The sequence below is a fragment of the Pseudomonas sp. RGB genome (assembly GCF_007713445.1).
Classification (GTDB): domain Bacteria; phylum Pseudomonadota; class Gammaproteobacteria; order Pseudomonadales; family Pseudomonadaceae; genus Aquipseudomonas.
In genome coordinates this window covers 537,764-553,591 of the sequence record NZ_VMSH01000003.1, presented here as the reverse complement: position 1 = coordinate 553,591, position 15,828 = coordinate 537,764, and the positions used below count along the sequence as shown (strand labels likewise).

The window sequence follows — 15,828 nt, the reverse complement described above, 5'->3', positions numbered from 1 at the left end:
CCGCGACAAGCTGGTGAGCAGCGGGCGCGCAGAGCTGGCCGATGAGGTGGAGCGCGAAGTTGCCAGCATCCGCACGCAGGCCGACCTGTTGGCGCAGTTACCGCTGCTGGGCGTAAAGGCCAGCGCCGCGTCCAGCGCGGATGATTTCTCCGCCATGCTGGGCCTGGAAAGCAGCGAAAAAGCCGAAGCGCAAGACACCGGCGTGGACCTCAAACGTGAACTCAACAGCCTGCTGACCCGCTACCCTGCCGAGCTCAAACGCACTCGCGATCAGATCCAGCTGCGCACTGCACTGGCCGACAGCACGCATCTGAAAATTGCTGCCGTGCAGCAAGCCATCGCCGGCCTGGAACCTGTTGTTCGCGCGCAACACGCCAGAATCCAGGGCGAAGTGCGCCTGATGCAAGGTGTGATGATCGGGCTGATTTTGCTCATCGCACTGCTGATCGACACGCTGCAACGACGGCTGGCAAGGGTACTGACCAACCTCGCACCGGCCTTGTCCACCTGGGCCGAAGGCGACTTCAGCCAGTCGATTGCCTTGGGCAAGACCAACCGCGAACTGCACGACATCGAGGCCTCGCTTAACCGCTTGCGCGCTTACCTGGTGGACTTGGTGGGCACCATTCGCGGCAATGCCGAAGAAGTCGCCGGCAGCAGCCGCGCCCTCGCCGAACTGAGCAGCGGGCTGCACGACGGCGCCGAGCGTCAGGCTGGCGATACGGCGCAGATCCGTGATTCGCTGGGTGAACTGGAGGCGACCATCCAGCAAGTCGCCGGCGATGCCAGTCAGGCGGCCGGCGCCAGCCGCAGTGCGGGCCAGGCGGTGGAACAGGGCCAGCGGGTGATCGGCCTGAGCCTGACCGGGCTGCACGCCCTGGTGGGCGAGGTGCAGCAAAACGCGCAGATGATCGAAAAACTCGCCGAAGAATCCGCCACCATCGGCGGCGTGCTGACGGTGATTCGCGCGATTGCCGACCAGACCAACTTGCTGGCGCTCAATGCCGCCATCGAGGCTGCACGGGCCGGTGAGGCCGGACGCGGGTTTGCCGTGGTTGCCGATGAGGTACGCTCGCTGGCGCAACGCACCGCCGGCGCCACGGCCGAAATCCAGAGCCTGATCGCCGGCCTGCAAACCGCCGCCCACCAATCGGTGCAAGGCATGCGCACTCAGGTCGAGCACGCCGAGGCCACCGCCCAGCAAGCCCAGGCAGCGGATGGCGCGCTGGATGAAATCGTCGGGGCAATCCAGACCATTTCCGACACGTCGGTGCGCATCGCCGATGTGACCGCGCAGCAGAGTGGCGCCGTCAGTGAGATTCGCGACAACAGCGAGCGGATTCACCAGTTGGGTGAGGATAATCTGCTGCGCATCGGCCAGGGCCGCCGCCAGGGCGAACACCTGCTGGTGCTGGGTGGGCAGCTCAATACGGCGGTTCAGGCGTTCCGGGTTTGAGCCCATCTCCTGCCATATGGAGAGCAAAAAGTGGGAGGGGGCTTGCCCCCGATGACAGTGTGTCACTCACTGCATGTGTTGCCTGATGCAGCGCATCGGGGGCAAGCCCCCTCCCACATTTGACATCCACAGTCTTCAAGACAGTGTTGCCAATGACTGGATACTGCACCCCAGTCACAAATTTTGCGCAATCATCGCTAATCGTGCTGCCTACTGCATAGAACTGGACAGTCACAAAGGCTTTGCGGCATAGTCGCCGGGTTCTGACGTACCCACATCAATAACAAGGAACAGCCGATGGCGACCTTACTGGTTCTTCACGGACCCAACCTGAACCTGCTCGGCACCCGCGAACCGGGCGTCTACGGGGCAGTCACCCTCGATCAGATCAACCTTGATCTTGAACGACGGGCGCGTGAGGCCGGCCACCATTTGCTCTACCTGCAAAGCAATGCCGAGTACGAATTGATTGATCGCATCCATGCCGCGCGCGGCGAAGGCGTGGACTTTATCCTGATCAATCCCGCCGCTTTTACGCACACGAGTGTTGCATTACGTGACGCGCTGCTGGCGGTGAGCATCCCATTCATCGAAGTGCATCTGTCCAACGTGCACAAACGCGAAGCTTTCCGCCATCACTCCTACTTCTCCGACGTAGCAGTAGGCGTGATCTGCGGCCTTGGCGCCAGCGGTTACCGACTGGCCCTGGAGGCCGCCCTGGAACACATTGAACAACCGGCCAAGCGCCCCTGACCGACCCTTGGGAGTTGATGATTCATGGATATCCGTAAAGTTAAGAAACTGATCGAACTGCTGGAAGAATCCGGTATCGACGAGCTGGAAATCAAGGAAGGCGAAGAGTCCGTACGGATCAGCCGTCACAGCAAGACCCCGGCTCAACAGTTCTACGCACCTCAGATGCAAGCACCGGCTCCGGCCGCTGCTGCGCCAGCCGCCGCACCTGCTGCCGCTGCTCCAGCCGCACCTGCCGCGCCTGTACTGAACGGCTTCGTGGTCAAGTCGCCAATGGTCGGTACGTTCTACCGCACCCCGGCACCGACCTCGCCAGCCTTCGTTGAAGTCGGCGCAACCGTGAAAGTGGGCGACACCATCTGCATCGTTGAAGCGATGAAGATGATGAACCACATCACCGCTGAAAAAGCCGGCGTCATCGAATCCATCCTGGTAGAAAACGGTCAGCCGGTTGAGTACGACCAGCCGCTGTTCACCATCGTTTGAACCGCGGAGCGCCTTCGATGTTGAAACCTGCGAAGAAACTGCAAAAAGTCCTGATCGCCAACCGCGGCGAGATCGCGCTGCGTATCCTGCGCGCCTGTAAGGAAGAGGGCATCAAGACCGTCGCTGTTTACTCGACGGCCGATACCGAATTGATGCACGTGAAACTGGCGGACGAGAGCATCTGCATCGGCCCGCCACTGGCGACCAACTCGTACCTGAAGGTCTCCAACATCATCGCGGCCGCTGAAGTGACCGGCGCTGATGGCATCCACCCAGGCTACGGCTTCCTTGCGGAAAACGCCGACTTCGCCGAACAAGTGGAAAAATCCGGGTTTGCCTTCATTGGCCCGAAAGCCGAAACCATTCGCCTGATGGGCGACAAGGTATCGGCCAAGGACGCCATGATCGCTGCCGGCGTGCCAACCGTTCCAGGCTCCGATGGCCCACTGCCTGAAGACGAGGCAACCGCGCTGCGCATTGGTCGCGAAGTCGGTTACCCGGTGATCATCAAGGCCGCCGGTGGCGGTGGTGGTCGCGGCATGCGCGTGGTGCACAAGGAAGAAGACCTGATCGAAGCCGCCAAGCAGACCCGCTCCGAAGCGGCTGCCTGGTTCGGCAACCCGATGGTCTACCTGGAGAAGTACCTGACCAACCCACGTCACGTGGAAGTGCAGGTACTGTCCGACGGCCAGGGCCACGCCATCCACCTGGGCGACCGCGATTGCTCGCTGCAGCGCCGTCACCAGAAGGTACTGGAAGAAGCGCCGGCACCCGGCCTGGATGAAACCGCGCGCCAGGAAGTACTGGCTCGCTGCGTCAAGGCGTGCATCGACATCAACTACCGTGGCGCCGGTACATTCGAGTTCCTCTACGAGAACGGCCGCTTCTACTTCATCGAGATGAACACTCGTGTGCAGGTAGAGCACCCGGTGTCGGAGATGGTCACCGGTATCGACATCGTCAAGGAGATGCTGAGCATCGCCGCTGGCAACACGCTGTCGTTTACCCAGGACGACGTGAAGATCCACGGCCATTCCCTGGAGTGCCGGATCAACGCCGAAGACCCGAAAACCTTTATCCCAAGTCCAGGCCTGGTCAAGCATTTCCATGCTCCGGGCGGCAACGGCGTTCGCGTCGATTCGCACCTGTACAGCGGCTACAAGGTTCCGTCCAACTACGACTCGCTGATCGGCAAGCTGATCACCTGGGGCGCCACTCGCGACGAGGCCATGGCCCGCATGCGTAACGCTCTGGACGAAATCGTGGTAGACGGCATCAAGACCAACATCCCGCTGCATCGGGACCTGGTGCGTGATGAAGGCTTCTGCGAAGGTGGTGTGAACATTCACTACCTGGAACACAAACTGGCCAACCAGTAAGTGCTCCACCCAACAAAGCCGCCTTCGGGCGGCTTTGTTGTTTCTGAGCCCTCTACTTTGAAGATGTCCATAGTCCAAATGTGGGAGGGGGCTTGCCCCCGACAGCGGTGGATCAGTTACAGATACAGAGACTGACACACCGCAATCGGGGGCAAGCCCCCTCCCACATTCGGTCCGTGTTCATTCAGCACAGTCGTCTTCTGCTGTTCGCTCGCGTAAACTTGCGCGCTTTCGCGACCCCGCCGTCGCACACTCATTTTTTTCAAAGGTGCCCGCCATGCCTTGGCTGCAAGTCCGTCTCGCCATCAGCCCAGAACAAGCCGAAACCTACGAAGACGCTTTTCTTGAAGTCGGCGCCGTCTCGGTGACGTTCATGGACGCCGAAGACCAACCGATCTTCGAACCCGAACTCAACACCACGCCGCTGTGGTCGCACACCCACTTGCTGGCCCTGTTCGAAGACGGCACCGATGCCGCCGCCGTGCTGGCCCATATGGAGTTGCTCACCGGCAGCCCGCTGCCTGAGCACCACAGCGAAGTGATCGAAGACCAGGACTGGGAACGCAGCTGGATGGACAACTTCCAGCCGATGCGCTTTGGCCAACGCCTGTGGATCGTACCCAGCTGGCATGCCGCACCTGAGCCGGATGCCGTCAACCTGCTGCTCGACCCGGGCCTGGCGTTCGGCACCGGCACCCACCCGACCACCGCCCTGTGCCTGGAATGGCTGGACGGCCAGGACCTGACCGACTGCAACGTGCTGGACTTCGGCTGCGGCTCGGGGATCCTGGCAATTGCCGCCCTGCTGCTGGGCGCCAAGGAAGCGGTCGGCACCGACATCGACGTACAAGCCCTGGAAGCCTCCCGCGATAACGCCGGGCGCAACAACATCCCTGAGGGCAAATTCCCCCTCTACCTGCCGGAGCAATTGCCCCAGGTGCAGGCCGATGTGCTGGTGGCGAATATCCTCGCCGGCCCTTTGGTTTCCCTGGCTCCGCAACTGTCGAGCCTGGTCAAGCCAGGAGGTCGCCTGGCGCTGTCGGGCATTCTTGCCGAACAAGGTGAAGACGTGGCTGCGGCCTATGCCGCGGATTTCGATCTGGATCCGATCGCCAACCGTGATGGCTGGGTACGCATCAGCGGTCGTCGGCGCTAGAATGAGCGCTTGCCTGAATCGGATGGCCGCATGACCGACAGTTTCGTCACCCAGTGCCCGCATTGCCAAGCGCGCTTTCGCGTCAGCCACGCTCAATTGAGTGTGGCCCGTGGCGTGGTTCGCTGCGGCTCGTGCCTGCAAGTGTTCAATGCCGCGCGCCAATTGCTGGAGCAGCGCGCCAGCACCTCGGCGCCGGAACCCGAGCAGCCAGGCGTCGCCGAACACGCCGTTGAGCCAGTGCCCCAGGCACCGCGGGCCATCAGCCAGAAACAGTGGACCGCCGAAGAGCTGGACCTGGACAACCTGGACCTGGACGAAGAACTGGCCAAGCTTGAACGCCGCGAGATTCAACACACGCAACCGCCCGGCGCGGAGCGTCGCCAGGCGAGCAGCGAGCGCCGGCAAAAGGAAGATGCCCTCAGCGCCAGTCGCGACACCGTCAAGGCCGAAGAAGAAAAATGGGCCGCCAGCCTGTTCAGCGAGCCGCCCGAAGAGCGCACCCAACCAAGCGAAGACGCGCCTGAACCGGCCAGGACGCCTGCGACCAAGCAGCGCACCGAGCCATCGATGTCGTTCAACATCGACGATATCGACGATGAGCCCCCGCTGCGTTCTCCGCCTGACGACGACGATGACGACCTCGACCCGCCGTTCACGCCGCTGACGGCGGCAGCGGACGCGCCGGAACCCGAAGACCGCCCGCAACCGCGGCGCAAGCGTGCGCGCACGGAAACCAGCGTTCACGACGATGTACTTCAGGACCTGGAAGACGACCCGCTGCACCTGTATGCGCAGAAACGTCCGACGAGCTGGGGCCGTCGCCTCATCTGGATACTCCTGGTGCTGCTGGCCGCCGCTGGCCTGGCGGGCCAGTACATCGCCTATCAATTCGACGACCTGGCTCGCCAGGACGCCTATCGCCCGTGGTTCCAGCAACTGTGTCCAACCCTCGGTTGCACCGTGCCATCACGGGTCGATATTGCCCACATCAAGAGCAGCAACCTGGTGGTGCGCAGCAATCCCGAGTTCGCCGGGGCGCTGGTGGTGGACGCAATCATCTATAACCGCGCGACGTTCTCACAGCCCTTCCCGCTGCTGGAGCTGCGCTTTGCCGATTTGAACGGCGGCCTGATTGCCAGTCGTCGCTTCAAACCGGCCGAATACCTCAGTGGTGAGCTGGCCGGGGTGAGCGAAATGCCTTCGCAGACACCCATCCATATTTCCCTGGATATCCTCGACCCAGGCAATAAAGCCGTGAATTACAGCCTGAGTTTCCACTCGCCCGAGTGAGGCGCCGCGCACGCCGAGGTTTGACGGCAGATAATTGACTGGGCGCTGCGCAACCAAACCGACCGCGATAAAGAAATAACTGTTCAGATTTTATCCAATTCAGCCTTTATCCAGTCATCGAGAGCGGGTATCATGCCAACCCTTTTTCGAACTCTAATGATCCGGCCCCACAACAGGGAAGTCCTATGTCGGCGGTACGCATCGGCCCATACACATTGCAAAACGGCTTGATCCTCGCCCCGATGGCGGGCGTCACCGACCAGCCCTTTCGTCAGCTGTGCAAGCGTTTGGGCGCGGGTCTAGTAGTCTCTGAAATGGTCACCAGCGACATGAGCTTGTGGAACACCCGCAAATCGCGGATGCGCATGATCCACGAAGGTGATCCCGAGCCGCGCTCGGTACAGATCGCCGGTGGCGATGCACAGATGCTCGCGGACGCGGCCCGGGCCAACGTGGAGTTGGGCGCACAGATCATCGACATCAACATGGGCTGCCCGGCCAAGAAGGTCTGCAACAAGGCCGCCGGTTCCGCCCTGTTGAAAGATGAGCAATTGGTAGCCGAGATCCTGCAGGCCGTTGTCGCCGCAGTGGATGTGCCGGTCACCCTGAAGATTCGTACCGGCTGGGACCGGGACAACAAGAACGGCCTGACGGTGGCGAAGATCGCCGAACAGGCAGGCATTACAGCGCTGGCGGTGCATGGCCGCACCCGCGCCGACCTTTACACCGGTGAAGCCGAGTACGACACCATTGCCGCGATCAAGCAGGCGGTGTCGATCCCGGTCTTTGCCAATGGCGACATCGACTCAGCCGAGAAAGCCCGGCGCGTGCTGCACGCAACCGGCGCCGATGGCTTGTTGATTGGCCGGGCCGCCCAGGGGCGGCCATGGATTTTTCGTGAGATCGAGCACTTTCTGCGTACTGGCGAAGTCATGCCGGCACCGGAGCTGATCGAGGTGGAACGTATTCTGCTAGAGCATCTGGCCGCCCTGCACGCCTTCTATGGAGACGTGATGGGAGTACGCATTGCTCGCAAGCATGTCGGCTGGTATCTCGCAACCTTGCCGGGCGCCAGGGAGTTTCGCGCCCACTTCAATCGTTTGGATGATACGGAAGCACAGTGCGCCAACGTTCGTGAGTTCTTCAGCGAGCGTTACAAGAGCCTGGGGACAGGGGACGGAGAGGGGGTGGCCGCATGACGATGATGACCGAGACTTTAGTGAGTGGAACAACACCCGTGAGCGACAACGTCAATTTGAAACAGCACCTCAACACGCCGAGCGAAGAAGGCCAGACCCTTCGCGGGAGTGTCGAGAAGGCGCTGCACAATTATTTCGCCCACCTAGAGGGCGCTTCCGTCACGGACGTGTACAACCTGGTGCTCTCCGAAGTCGAGGCGCCCTTGCTCGAAAGCGTGATGAACTACGTCAAGGGCAACCAGACCAAAGCCAGTGAGCTGCTGGGCCTCAACCGTGGCACCTTGCGCAAAAAGCTCAAGCAGTACGATTTGCTGTAAGCATTCAATCAAACCAGAAAGGCGCCCGCGTAAAAACGGACGCCTTTTTTGCTGACTCCTTTGCTTTTGATGGAAATTGAAATGACCGACCAGACTACCCGCCTGCCGATCCGCCGCGCCTTGATCAGTGTTTCCGACAAGACCGGGATCCTCGAATTTGCCCGGGAGCTGGAAGCCCTGGGTGTGGAAATCCTCTCCACGGGCGGGACCTTCAAACTGCTGCAGGACAACGGCGTGGCCGCAGTAGAAGTCGCGGACTACACCGGTTTCGCAGAAATGATGGACGGTCGGGTCAAGACCCTGCACCCGAAAATCCACGGCGGGATCCTCGGTCGTCGCGGTATCGACGACGCCATCATGACCGAGCACGGCATCAAGCCGATCGACCTGGTGGCCGTTAACCTTTATCCGTTCGAAGCCACCATCAACAAGCCAGGTTGCGACCTGCCGACCGCCATCGAAAACATCGATATCGGCGGCCCGACCATGGTTCGCTCGGCTGCCAAGAACCACAAAGACGTGGCCATCGTGGTTAACGCCAGCGACTACGCCAACGTGTTGGAAAGCCTCAAAGCCGGCGGCCTGACTTACGCCCAGCGTTTCGACCTGATGCTCAAGGCGTTTGAACACACCGCCGCCTACGACGGCATGATCGCCAACTACATGGGCACCGTGAACCAGGCCGCCGAGACCCTGAGCACAGAGGGCCGCAGCCAGTTCCCGCGCACCTTCAACAGCCAGTTCATCAAGGCCCAGGAAATGCGCTACGGCGAGAACCCGCACCAGAGCGCGGCGTTCTACGTTGAGGCCAAACCTGCTGAAGTCGGCATCGCCACCGCGACCCAACTGCAAGGCAAAGAGCTGTCCTACAACAACGTGGCCGACACCGACGCCGCGCTGGAATGCGTGAAGAGCTTCGTCAAGCCGGCCTGCGTGATCGTCAAGCACGCCAACCCGTGCGGCGTCGCCGTAAGCCCGGACGCTGAAGGCGGTATCCGCCAGGCGTACGAACTGGCCTACGCCACCGACACCGAATCCGCCTTCGGCGGCATCATCGCCTTCAACCGCGAGCTGGATGCTGAAACCGCAAAAGCCATCGTCGAGCGTCAGTTCGTTGAAGTGATCATCGCCCCGTCCGTGAGCGAAGAAGCCCGCGCCATCGTTGCCGCCAAGGCCAACGTGCGCCTGCTGGCCTGTGGCGAGTGGTCGGCGGACCGCGCCGCGGCCTGGGACTACAAACGCGTCAACGGCGGCTTGCTGGTACAGAGCCGCGACATCGGCATGATCGGCAGCGAAGACCTCAAAGTGGTGACCAAGCGCGCCCCGACCGAGCAGGAAATCAACGACCTGATCTTCGCCTGGAAAGTCGCCAAGTACGTTAAATCCAACGCCATTGTCTACGCCAAGAACCGCCAGACCATCGGTGTCGGCGCCGGCCAGATGAGCCGCGTGAACTCGGCGCGTATCGCTGCGATCAAGGCTGAGCACGCCGGCTTGCAGGTAGCCGGTTCGGTGATGGCTTCCGACGCGTTCTTCCCGTTCCGTGACGGCCTGGACAATGCGGCCAAGGCTGGCGTGACGGCGGTGATTCAACCTGGTGGTTCGATGCGCGATGCTGAAGTCATCGCCGCCGCTGATGAGGCTGGCATCGCCATGGTCTTCACCGGCATGCGCCACTTCCGCCACTGATCCAACTCGATCGAAATGTGGGAGCGGGCCTTTTGTGGTGAGCGGGCTTGTCCCGCGTTGGGCTGCGCAGCAGCCCCATCAAGAAGAACACGGTGCATCAGGCAATCTGCGGTGTTTGGTTTTGGGGCCGCTTTGCAGCCCAACGCGGGACAAGCCCGCTCGCCACATCAGATCGGCTCCACATTTAAGCGCTCGTGCAGCGCCTACAGAATTTGAGGTTTTTGAAATGAATGTTTTGATCATTGGCAGCGGTGGCCGTGAACACGCCCTGGCCTGGAAAGTTGCCCAGGACCCGCGCGTCCAGAAAGTATTCGTCGCACCCGGCAACGCCGGCACCGCCATTGAAGCCAAGTGCGAAAACGTCGCCATCGACGTGTTGGCCCTTGAGCAACTGGCTGATTTCGCCGAGAAGAACGTGTCCCTGACCATCGTCGGTCCGGAAGTGCCATTGGTGGCCGGCGTCGTCGACCTGTTCCGCAGCCGTGGCCTGGACTGCTTCGGCCCGACCGCCGGCGCAGCCCAACTGGAAGGCTCGAAAGCCTTCACCAAGGACTTTTTGGCACGCCACAAGATTCCGACTGCCGACTACCAGAACTTCACCGAGATCGAGCCGGCCCTGGCTTACCTGCGTGAAAAAGGTGCACCGATCGTCATCAAGGCCGACGGCCTGGCCGCCGGTAAAGGCGTGATCGTGGCGATGACCCTGCAAGAAGCCGAAGACGCGGTGCGCGACATGCTCGCCGGCAACGCATTTGGTGACGCCGGTTCGCGCGTGGTCATCGAGGAGTTCCTCGACGGCGAAGAAGCCAGCTTTATCGTGATGGTCGACGGCAAGAACGTACTGCCGATGGCCACCAGCCAGGACCACAAACGCGTCGGCGACGGCGATAGCGGCCCGAACACCGGCGGCATGGGTGCTTACTCCCCTGCCCCAGTGGTCACCGCCGAGGTACACAAGCGCGTGATGGACCTGGTGATCTGGCCGACCGTGCGCGGCATGGCCGACGAAGGCAATGTATACACCGGCTTCCTGTACGCCGGCCTGATGATCGACAAAGCCGGTAACCCGAAAGTCATCGAGTTCAACTGCCGCTTTGGTGATCCGGAAACCCAACCGGTGATGCTGCGTCTGCAATCGAGCCTGGTGCTGCTGGTGGAAGCGGCCCTGGCCCAGGCGCTGGACAAGGTTGAAGCGCAATGGGACCCGCGTCCGAGCGTTGGCATTGTGCTGGCGGCCGGTGGTTACCCTGGCGACTACACCAAGGGCGACGTGATTGAAGGCCTCGACGCAGCTGCTACGCTGGAAGGCAAGGTGTTCCATGCGGGCACCGCGCTCAAGGACGGCAAGGTTGTAACCGCAGGTGGCCGTGTATTGTGCGCCACCGCAATGGGTGCCAGTGTCGACGCCGCGCAGCAACAGGCGTACAAGCTGGCCGCGAAAATCGACTGGAAAGGTTGCTTCTACCGCACGGACATCGGCTACCGCGCCATTGCCCGTGAACGTGGCGAGAACCAATAAGCAGCTGCCCTCCAGTCGCTATCCGTTCGGTTAGGCAAGGGCCTTTGGCCCTTGCCGTACCCACGTCGCCCCGCGCATAGTTAACCCGTGCAATCAACCTACGAAGGGATTTCGCCGTGCGCTGGCTCAGGATCGCCATAGGTTTCACAGTCAGTCTGCTGACCCTGCTCTGCTTGTTCCCGGCCCAGGCCGCCGCGCAAGGCAGTGGATGGGCAGTATTGCTTGATGAACAGGCCGACCTGCAACTGAGCGATATCCGCTCCGCCCGTTACACCAATCAATTTAGCCCCATCGAACTGGACCGGATTACCGCGGCCGAGCCGGACGGTGCGTTGTGGGTACGTTTCAAGCTGCAACCTGGCAAGCACGAGCAAGTGCTGCGGGTATTTGCCCCCGACCTGTCCCACCTGAGCCTCTATGTACTGGACGGCGACACCCTGGTGGAGCAACAAAGTACCGGCACCCGCCAGCCGCAGGCGGAACGCCCGCTGCCCAGCAGTGATTTCATGCTGCCGATGCCCCAGAGCCAGAAACCCCTCGAGGTGTACCTGCGTCTGGTGTCGGAACACGAACTGCGCCCCTACATCACCCTGGAACCGGCCGTACTGGCTGCCGCCGACCAGAACCAGACGCTGATCTACGGCCTGTTGTTCGGCTGCCTGCTGATGCTGATCCTGCACAACCTCACGCGCTTCGCCTACCACCGCTCGCGCAGCAGCCTGTGGCTGGCGGCCTGCGAGTTGCTCTTGATGTTGAGCCTGGCACTGTTGCTCAACCTGGTGGGGCCGTGGCTGCCGAACTGGCATGCTGTCCAGACCCCGGGCGCCTACCTCGCCCTGCTGCTGACCGCGCCGTGCGGGCTGATGTTCGCCTATCGGTTCTTCATGCCGCTGGGCCCGCACCTGCTGAACAAACTGTTGATGGCCGACATCCTGCTGATCGTGCTGTGCGGCCTGCTGCTGTTGTTCGTCAACACCTTGCCGCTGAACATCATCACTTACGCCCTGGTGGCCCTGGCCGGTCTGAGCATGCTGTTTGTCTCGGCCTACCACTGGCAGAAAGGCTACCGGCCGGCACGTTTGTTCGTGGCGGGCATGGTGGTGTTCAACATCGGCACACTGATCATCCTGCCTGCCCTGCTCGGCCTGACGCTGGTGGCACCGCAAGGCTTGATCGTCACGCTGCTCGGTTTTATCTGCCTCAGCGGCCTGCTGATGAGCCTGGCCCTGGGCGAACGCCAGCGCGCAATTGTCGAAGCGCGCTTCAGCCTCAGCCGCGATTTGGCGGCCAGCAATGCCGAGATCGCCGCCAAAGCCGAGTTCCTGGCGAAGATCAGCCACGAAATCCGCACCCCCATGAACGGCGTGCTGGGCATGACCGAGCTGCTGCTGGGCACGCCGCTGTCGGTCAAGCAGCGTGACTACGTGCAGACCATCCACAGCGCCGGGAACGAACTGCTGACGTTGATCAACGAGATCCTCGACATCTCCAAGCTGGAGTCCGGGCAGATCGAGCTGGACGACGTGCAGTTCGACCTCAACGCATTGATCGAAGACTGCCTGAGTATCTTCCGCGCCAAGGCCGAGCAACAGAACGTCGAACTGATCAGCTTTATCCAGCCTCAGGTGCCACGCGTGATCAGCGGTGACCCGACGCGTCTGCGCCAGGCGTTGTTGAGCCTGCTGGAAAATGCCCTGCAAAAGACCGACGAAGGTGAAGTGCTGATCGTCGTTGCCCTCGACGAACGCAGCACCAAGCCGCGCCTGCGCATTGCCGTGCAAGACAGCGGCCTGCCGATGGAAGCCGCCGAGCGTGACGCGTTGCTGCACAGCGAACTGCACAGCAAGAACTTCCTTTCGGCCACGCGCTTGAGCGGCCACCTGGGCCTGGTGATCGCGCGACAACTGATCCTGTTGATGAATGGCGAGTTCGGCATCAAGAGCGGCAGCCATCAGGGCAGCACCTTGTGGTTGACCCTGCCGCTGGACCCGGAACGCCTGGAACACCCGACCTCCGACCTCGACGGCCCGCTCAAAGGCGCACGGGTGCTGGTGGTCGACGACAACGACACCTGCCGCAAAGTGCTGGTGCAGCAATGCACGGCCTGGGGCTTGAACGTCAGTGCCGTGCCGTCCGGCAAAGAAGCCCTGGCGTTGCTGCGCACCAAGGCGCACCTGCGCGACTACTTCGACGTGGTCCTGCTGGACCAGAACATGCCCGGCATGACCGGTATGCAACTGGCCGCCAAGATCAAGGAAGACCCGAGCCTGAACCACGACATCCTGCTGATCATGCTCACCGGTATCAGCAACGCGCCGAGCAAGATCATCGCGCGCAACTGCGGGATCAAGCGCATCCTCGCCAAGCCGGTCGCCGGCTACACGCTCAAGACCACGCTGGCCGATGAACTGACTCAGCGCAGCAAGGGCGTGGTGCAGCCGCGCGCGGCCATCAGCGCGCCGGCAGCGGTGACCGTGCCGGCCGACTTCCGCATCCTGGTGGCCGAAGACAACAGCATCTCCACCAAAGTGATCCGCGGCATGCTCGGCAAGCTCAACCTCAACCCGGACACCGCCAGCAATGGCGAAGAAGCCCTCGAGGCGATGAAGGCTCAGCGTTACGACCTGGTGCTGATGGACTGTGAAATGCCGATCCTCGATGGTTTTTCCGCCACCCAGCAATTGCGCGCGTGGGAAGTCAGCCACCAACGCATTCGGACGCCGGTGGTCGCACTGACCGCGCATATCCTTTCGGAACATAAAGAGCGCGCGCGCCAGGCCGGGATGGATGGGCATATGGCCAAACCGGTGGAGTTGTCGCAGTTGCGCGAGCTGGTGGAGTTCTGGGTGGCGCAGCGCCAGCAACGACCTGAACACGCGCCTTCCTGACCTGAAATGCAATCAAAATGTGGGAGCGGGCTTGCTCGCGAATGCGGTGTGTCAGTCAATGCATCTTTAACTGATCCACCGCATTCGCGAGCAAGCCCGCTCCCACATTTGATCTGCGCCGCCTGTTAGACTCACGCCATCTTTCCGCCCGCGAGCCGCCCTCATGCTCCACGTGTTATTCAGCGTTTACCTGAAGATGCTGGTGCTCTACAGCCCGTTCTTCGTGCTGTCCTGTTTTATCAGCCTGACCCGTGGTTACTCCAGCAAGGAGCGGCGGCGACTGGCCTGGAAAGTAGCGCTGGCAACGCTGGTGTCGAGCGTGTTGCTGTACCTGTTCGGGCGGGTGATTTTCAGCGTGTTCGGCATCACCGTGGACGCTTTTCGCATCGGCGCCGGCAGCGTGCTGTTCATCTCGGCGCTGGGCATGGCCCAGGGCAAGTCGGCGGTACAGACCGACAACGTGCAGCAGGACGTGACCATTGTGCCGCTGACCATCCCGCTCACCGTCGGCCCGGGCACCATCGGTGCGCTGCTGGTGATGGGCGTGAGCCAGCCGCACTGGGATGACAAGATCATGGCCATCCTCAGCATTGCCCTGGCCAGCCTCACAGTGGGCGTGGTGCTGTACCTGTCCAACCGCATCGAACGCATTCTGGGCGACCAGGGCTTGCAGATTGTCAGCCGGTTGATGGGGTTGTTCGTGTGCGCCCTCGCCGCGCAGATCATCTTTACCGGCGTACGCGGTTATCTGGTGCCCTAGATACGGTACTTGGCGATGGCCAGCTGGACCTTGTCACCGGCGCTCTCACGCATCAGCTGGAGCGTCGTTTCGTTGACCACCGCGGTATTGAGCACCAGGCAGGTTTGCCCGCTGAAGGCCTCGAACGAGGCGCTGTCCCATTCCAGAAAGGGCAAGCCGACCTGCTTGCTCACGCCGTGACTGCTGTAGGTCACCAGCACCATCATCACTTCTCCCTCGGTTTCGGCGCAGGAGGCCAGGCCGAAATCACCGCCCTGATGCACCGTGCTATTGCGTTTGAACAGGTCGAACGTCGCGGGTTGCTGCTTCAACGCCTCTAACGCATCCGCCGCCAGCTTGGGCAGTGCGGTGAGCAAAGGTCCTGCCAGCGACGTCGAGGCCAGCATCGCCGCAATGATGTTCAGTGCCGCCAGTTGCACGGTCAGGCCTTTGCCCGAGCGCGTGACCCGCTCGAAGCGGCTGCGCACCGGCAGCCAGCCCAGACTGACCATCACCTTGATAAATTCGTCGTACCAGGCTTCGGTGCCGCGTTGAACCTTCAACACATCGCTGACGTAGCTGCTCGCAAGCAAATAGCTCTTGCGAACGTATTCGCGATTCGGGGCGGACATCCCCTCGATAAACGAGATCACGCCGTTGTTCACCACCGCCGCGTTGCTGTCATCGTCCGTGCCCATCGGCGCAGAGGTCTGTACACCCGGCGCTCCCGGCAACTTGTAGGCGGCAATCAACTTGCGCCTCTTTACGCTGTTGATCCTTCGGTGCTGTCGCTCCATTTTCAGTTCTCCACAGGCACCCCACATGGGGCGTGTGTTCACACTAGTCCAGCCGCGAGCGCGCTTTCCAGACCACAAACATCACTTGCCGGCATGCGGCGAGCTACGCCACCCAACGATTGCTGGGCGGCCCTTGAGCCCTTCCGGATTTCGTCGATAA

General features: G+C 61.7%; 13 protein-coding genes. 12 read left to right on the top strand and 1 reads right to left on the bottom strand.

The window, feature by feature from the left end; all coding sequences use genetic code 11:
• Positions 1–907: 907 nt before the first annotated feature.
• From FPT15_RS30335 to FPT15_RS09460, 12 genes are all read left to right on the top strand, one after another.
• The gene (locus FPT15_RS30335) at positions 908–1,456 is read left to right on the top strand and encodes a methyl-accepting chemotaxis protein (RefSeq protein WP_370004716.1); all 549 of its coding nucleotides are present in this window, start codon (positions 908–910) and stop codon (positions 1,454–1,456) included.
• Positions 1,457–1,753: 297 nt separating this feature from the next.
• Entirely contained in the window at positions 1,754–2,209 is a 456-nt protein-coding gene (aroQ, locus tag FPT15_RS09515; RefSeq protein WP_016972516.1) for a type II 3-dehydroquinate dehydratase, read from the top strand.
• A gap of 24 nt (positions 2,210–2,233) precedes the next feature.
• Positions 2,234–2,695: an acetyl-CoA carboxylase biotin carboxyl carrier protein gene (accB, locus tag FPT15_RS09510; protein WP_017738537.1), complete on the top strand. Its 462-nt coding sequence runs from the start codon at positions 2,234–2,236 to the stop codon at positions 2,693–2,695.
• A 17-nt stretch (positions 2,696–2,712) separates the two neighbouring features.
• Positions 2,713–4,074, top strand: a complete 1,362-nt coding sequence (gene accC, locus FPT15_RS09505) for an acetyl-CoA carboxylase biotin carboxylase subunit (protein WP_145160297.1) — start codon at positions 2,713–2,715, stop codon at positions 4,072–4,074.
• 277 nt (positions 4,075–4,351) lie between these two features.
• A complete protein-coding gene (gene prmA / locus FPT15_RS09500) occupies positions 4,352–5,230 on the top strand; it encodes a 50S ribosomal protein L11 methyltransferase (RefSeq protein ID WP_145160295.1) in 879 nt (292 codons plus the stop codon).
• Between the two features lie 30 nt (positions 5,231–5,260).
• Positions 5,261–6,520 (top strand): DUF3426 domain-containing protein, encoded by a 1,260-nt coding sequence (locus FPT15_RS09495; RefSeq protein ID WP_145160293.1) that lies wholly within the window; start codon positions 5,261–5,263, stop codon positions 6,518–6,520.
• Between the two features lie 185 nt (positions 6,521–6,705).
• A complete protein-coding gene (gene dusB / locus FPT15_RS09485) occupies positions 6,706–7,719 on the top strand; it encodes a tRNA dihydrouridine synthase DusB (protein ID WP_119737806.1) in 1,014 nt (337 codons plus the stop codon).
• A complete protein-coding gene (gene fis, locus FPT15_RS09480) occupies positions 7,716–8,036 on the top strand; it encodes a DNA-binding transcriptional regulator Fis (RefSeq protein WP_002555375.1) in 321 nt (106 codons plus the stop codon). Before dusB ends, fis begins: the two co-directional genes overlap by 4 nt.
• An 81-nt stretch (positions 8,037–8,117) precedes the next feature.
• Positions 8,118–9,725, top strand: coding sequence for a bifunctional phosphoribosylaminoimidazolecarboxamide formyltransferase/IMP cyclohydrolase (gene purH, locus FPT15_RS09475; protein WP_145160291.1), 1,608 nt, complete (start codon positions 8,118–8,120; stop codon positions 9,723–9,725).
• Positions 9,726–9,951: 226 nt separating this feature from the next.
• Positions 9,952–11,244, top strand: a complete 1,293-nt coding sequence (gene purD, locus FPT15_RS09470; protein ID WP_145160288.1) for a phosphoribosylamine--glycine ligase — start codon at positions 9,952–9,954, stop codon at positions 11,242–11,244.
• A 116-nt stretch (positions 11,245–11,360) separates the two neighbouring features.
• On the top strand, positions 11,361–14,132 hold the full coding sequence (locus FPT15_RS09465; RefSeq protein WP_145160286.1) for a hybrid sensor histidine kinase/response regulator: 2,772 nt from the start codon (positions 11,361–11,363) through the stop codon (positions 14,130–14,132).
• A gap of 163 nt (positions 14,133–14,295) precedes the next feature.
• Positions 14,296–14,892: a MarC family protein gene (locus FPT15_RS09460; protein ID WP_017253590.1), complete on the top strand. Its 597-nt coding sequence runs from the start codon at positions 14,296–14,298 to the stop codon at positions 14,890–14,892.
• Here the strand turns inward: FPT15_RS09460 and FPT15_RS09455 are convergent.
• A complete protein-coding gene (locus FPT15_RS09455) occupies positions 14,889–15,668 on the bottom strand; it encodes a hypothetical protein (protein WP_145160283.1) in 780 nt (259 codons plus the stop codon). The genes FPT15_RS09460 and FPT15_RS09455 overlap by 4 nt on opposite strands.
• Between the last annotated feature and the right edge of the window lie 160 nt (positions 15,669–15,828).

What these genes read in the sequence shown, in the direction of transcription:
- dusB (WP_119737806.1), top strand. Translation starts at nt 6,706, where the DNA reads ATGTCGGCGGTACGCATCGGCCCATACACATTGCAAAACGGCTTGATC.
- prmA (WP_145160295.1), top strand. Translation starts at nt 4,352, where the DNA reads ATGCCTTGGCTGCAAGTCCGTCTCGCCATCAGCCCAGAACAAGCCGAA.
- accC (WP_145160297.1), top strand. Translation starts at nt 2,713, where the DNA reads ATGTTGAAACCTGCGAAGAAACTGCAAAAAGTCCTGATCGCCAACCGC.
- purH (WP_145160291.1), top strand. Translation starts at nt 8,118, where the DNA reads ATGACCGACCAGACTACCCGCCTGCCGATCCGCCGCGCCTTGATCAGT.
- fis (WP_002555375.1), top strand. Translation starts at nt 7,716, where the DNA reads ATGACGATGATGACCGAGACTTTAGTGAGTGGAACAACACCCGTGAGC.
- FPT15_RS30335 (WP_370004716.1), top strand. Translation starts at nt 908, where the DNA reads ATGATCGAAAAACTCGCCGAAGAATCCGCCACCATCGGCGGCGTGCTG.
- aroQ (WP_016972516.1), top strand. Translation starts at nt 1,754, where the DNA reads ATGGCGACCTTACTGGTTCTTCACGGACCCAACCTGAACCTGCTCGGC.
- FPT15_RS09455 (WP_145160283.1), bottom strand. Translation starts at nt 15,668, where the DNA reads ATGGAGCGACAGCACCGAAGGATCAACAGCGTAAAGAGGCGCAAGTTG.
- accB (WP_017738537.1), top strand. Translation starts at nt 2,234, where the DNA reads ATGGATATCCGTAAAGTTAAGAAACTGATCGAACTGCTGGAAGAATCC.
- purD (WP_145160288.1), top strand. Translation starts at nt 9,952, where the DNA reads ATGAATGTTTTGATCATTGGCAGCGGTGGCCGTGAACACGCCCTGGCC.
- FPT15_RS09495 (WP_145160293.1), top strand. Translation starts at nt 5,261, where the DNA reads ATGACCGACAGTTTCGTCACCCAGTGCCCGCATTGCCAAGCGCGCTTT.
- FPT15_RS09460 (WP_017253590.1), top strand. Translation starts at nt 14,296, where the DNA reads ATGCTCCACGTGTTATTCAGCGTTTACCTGAAGATGCTGGTGCTCTAC.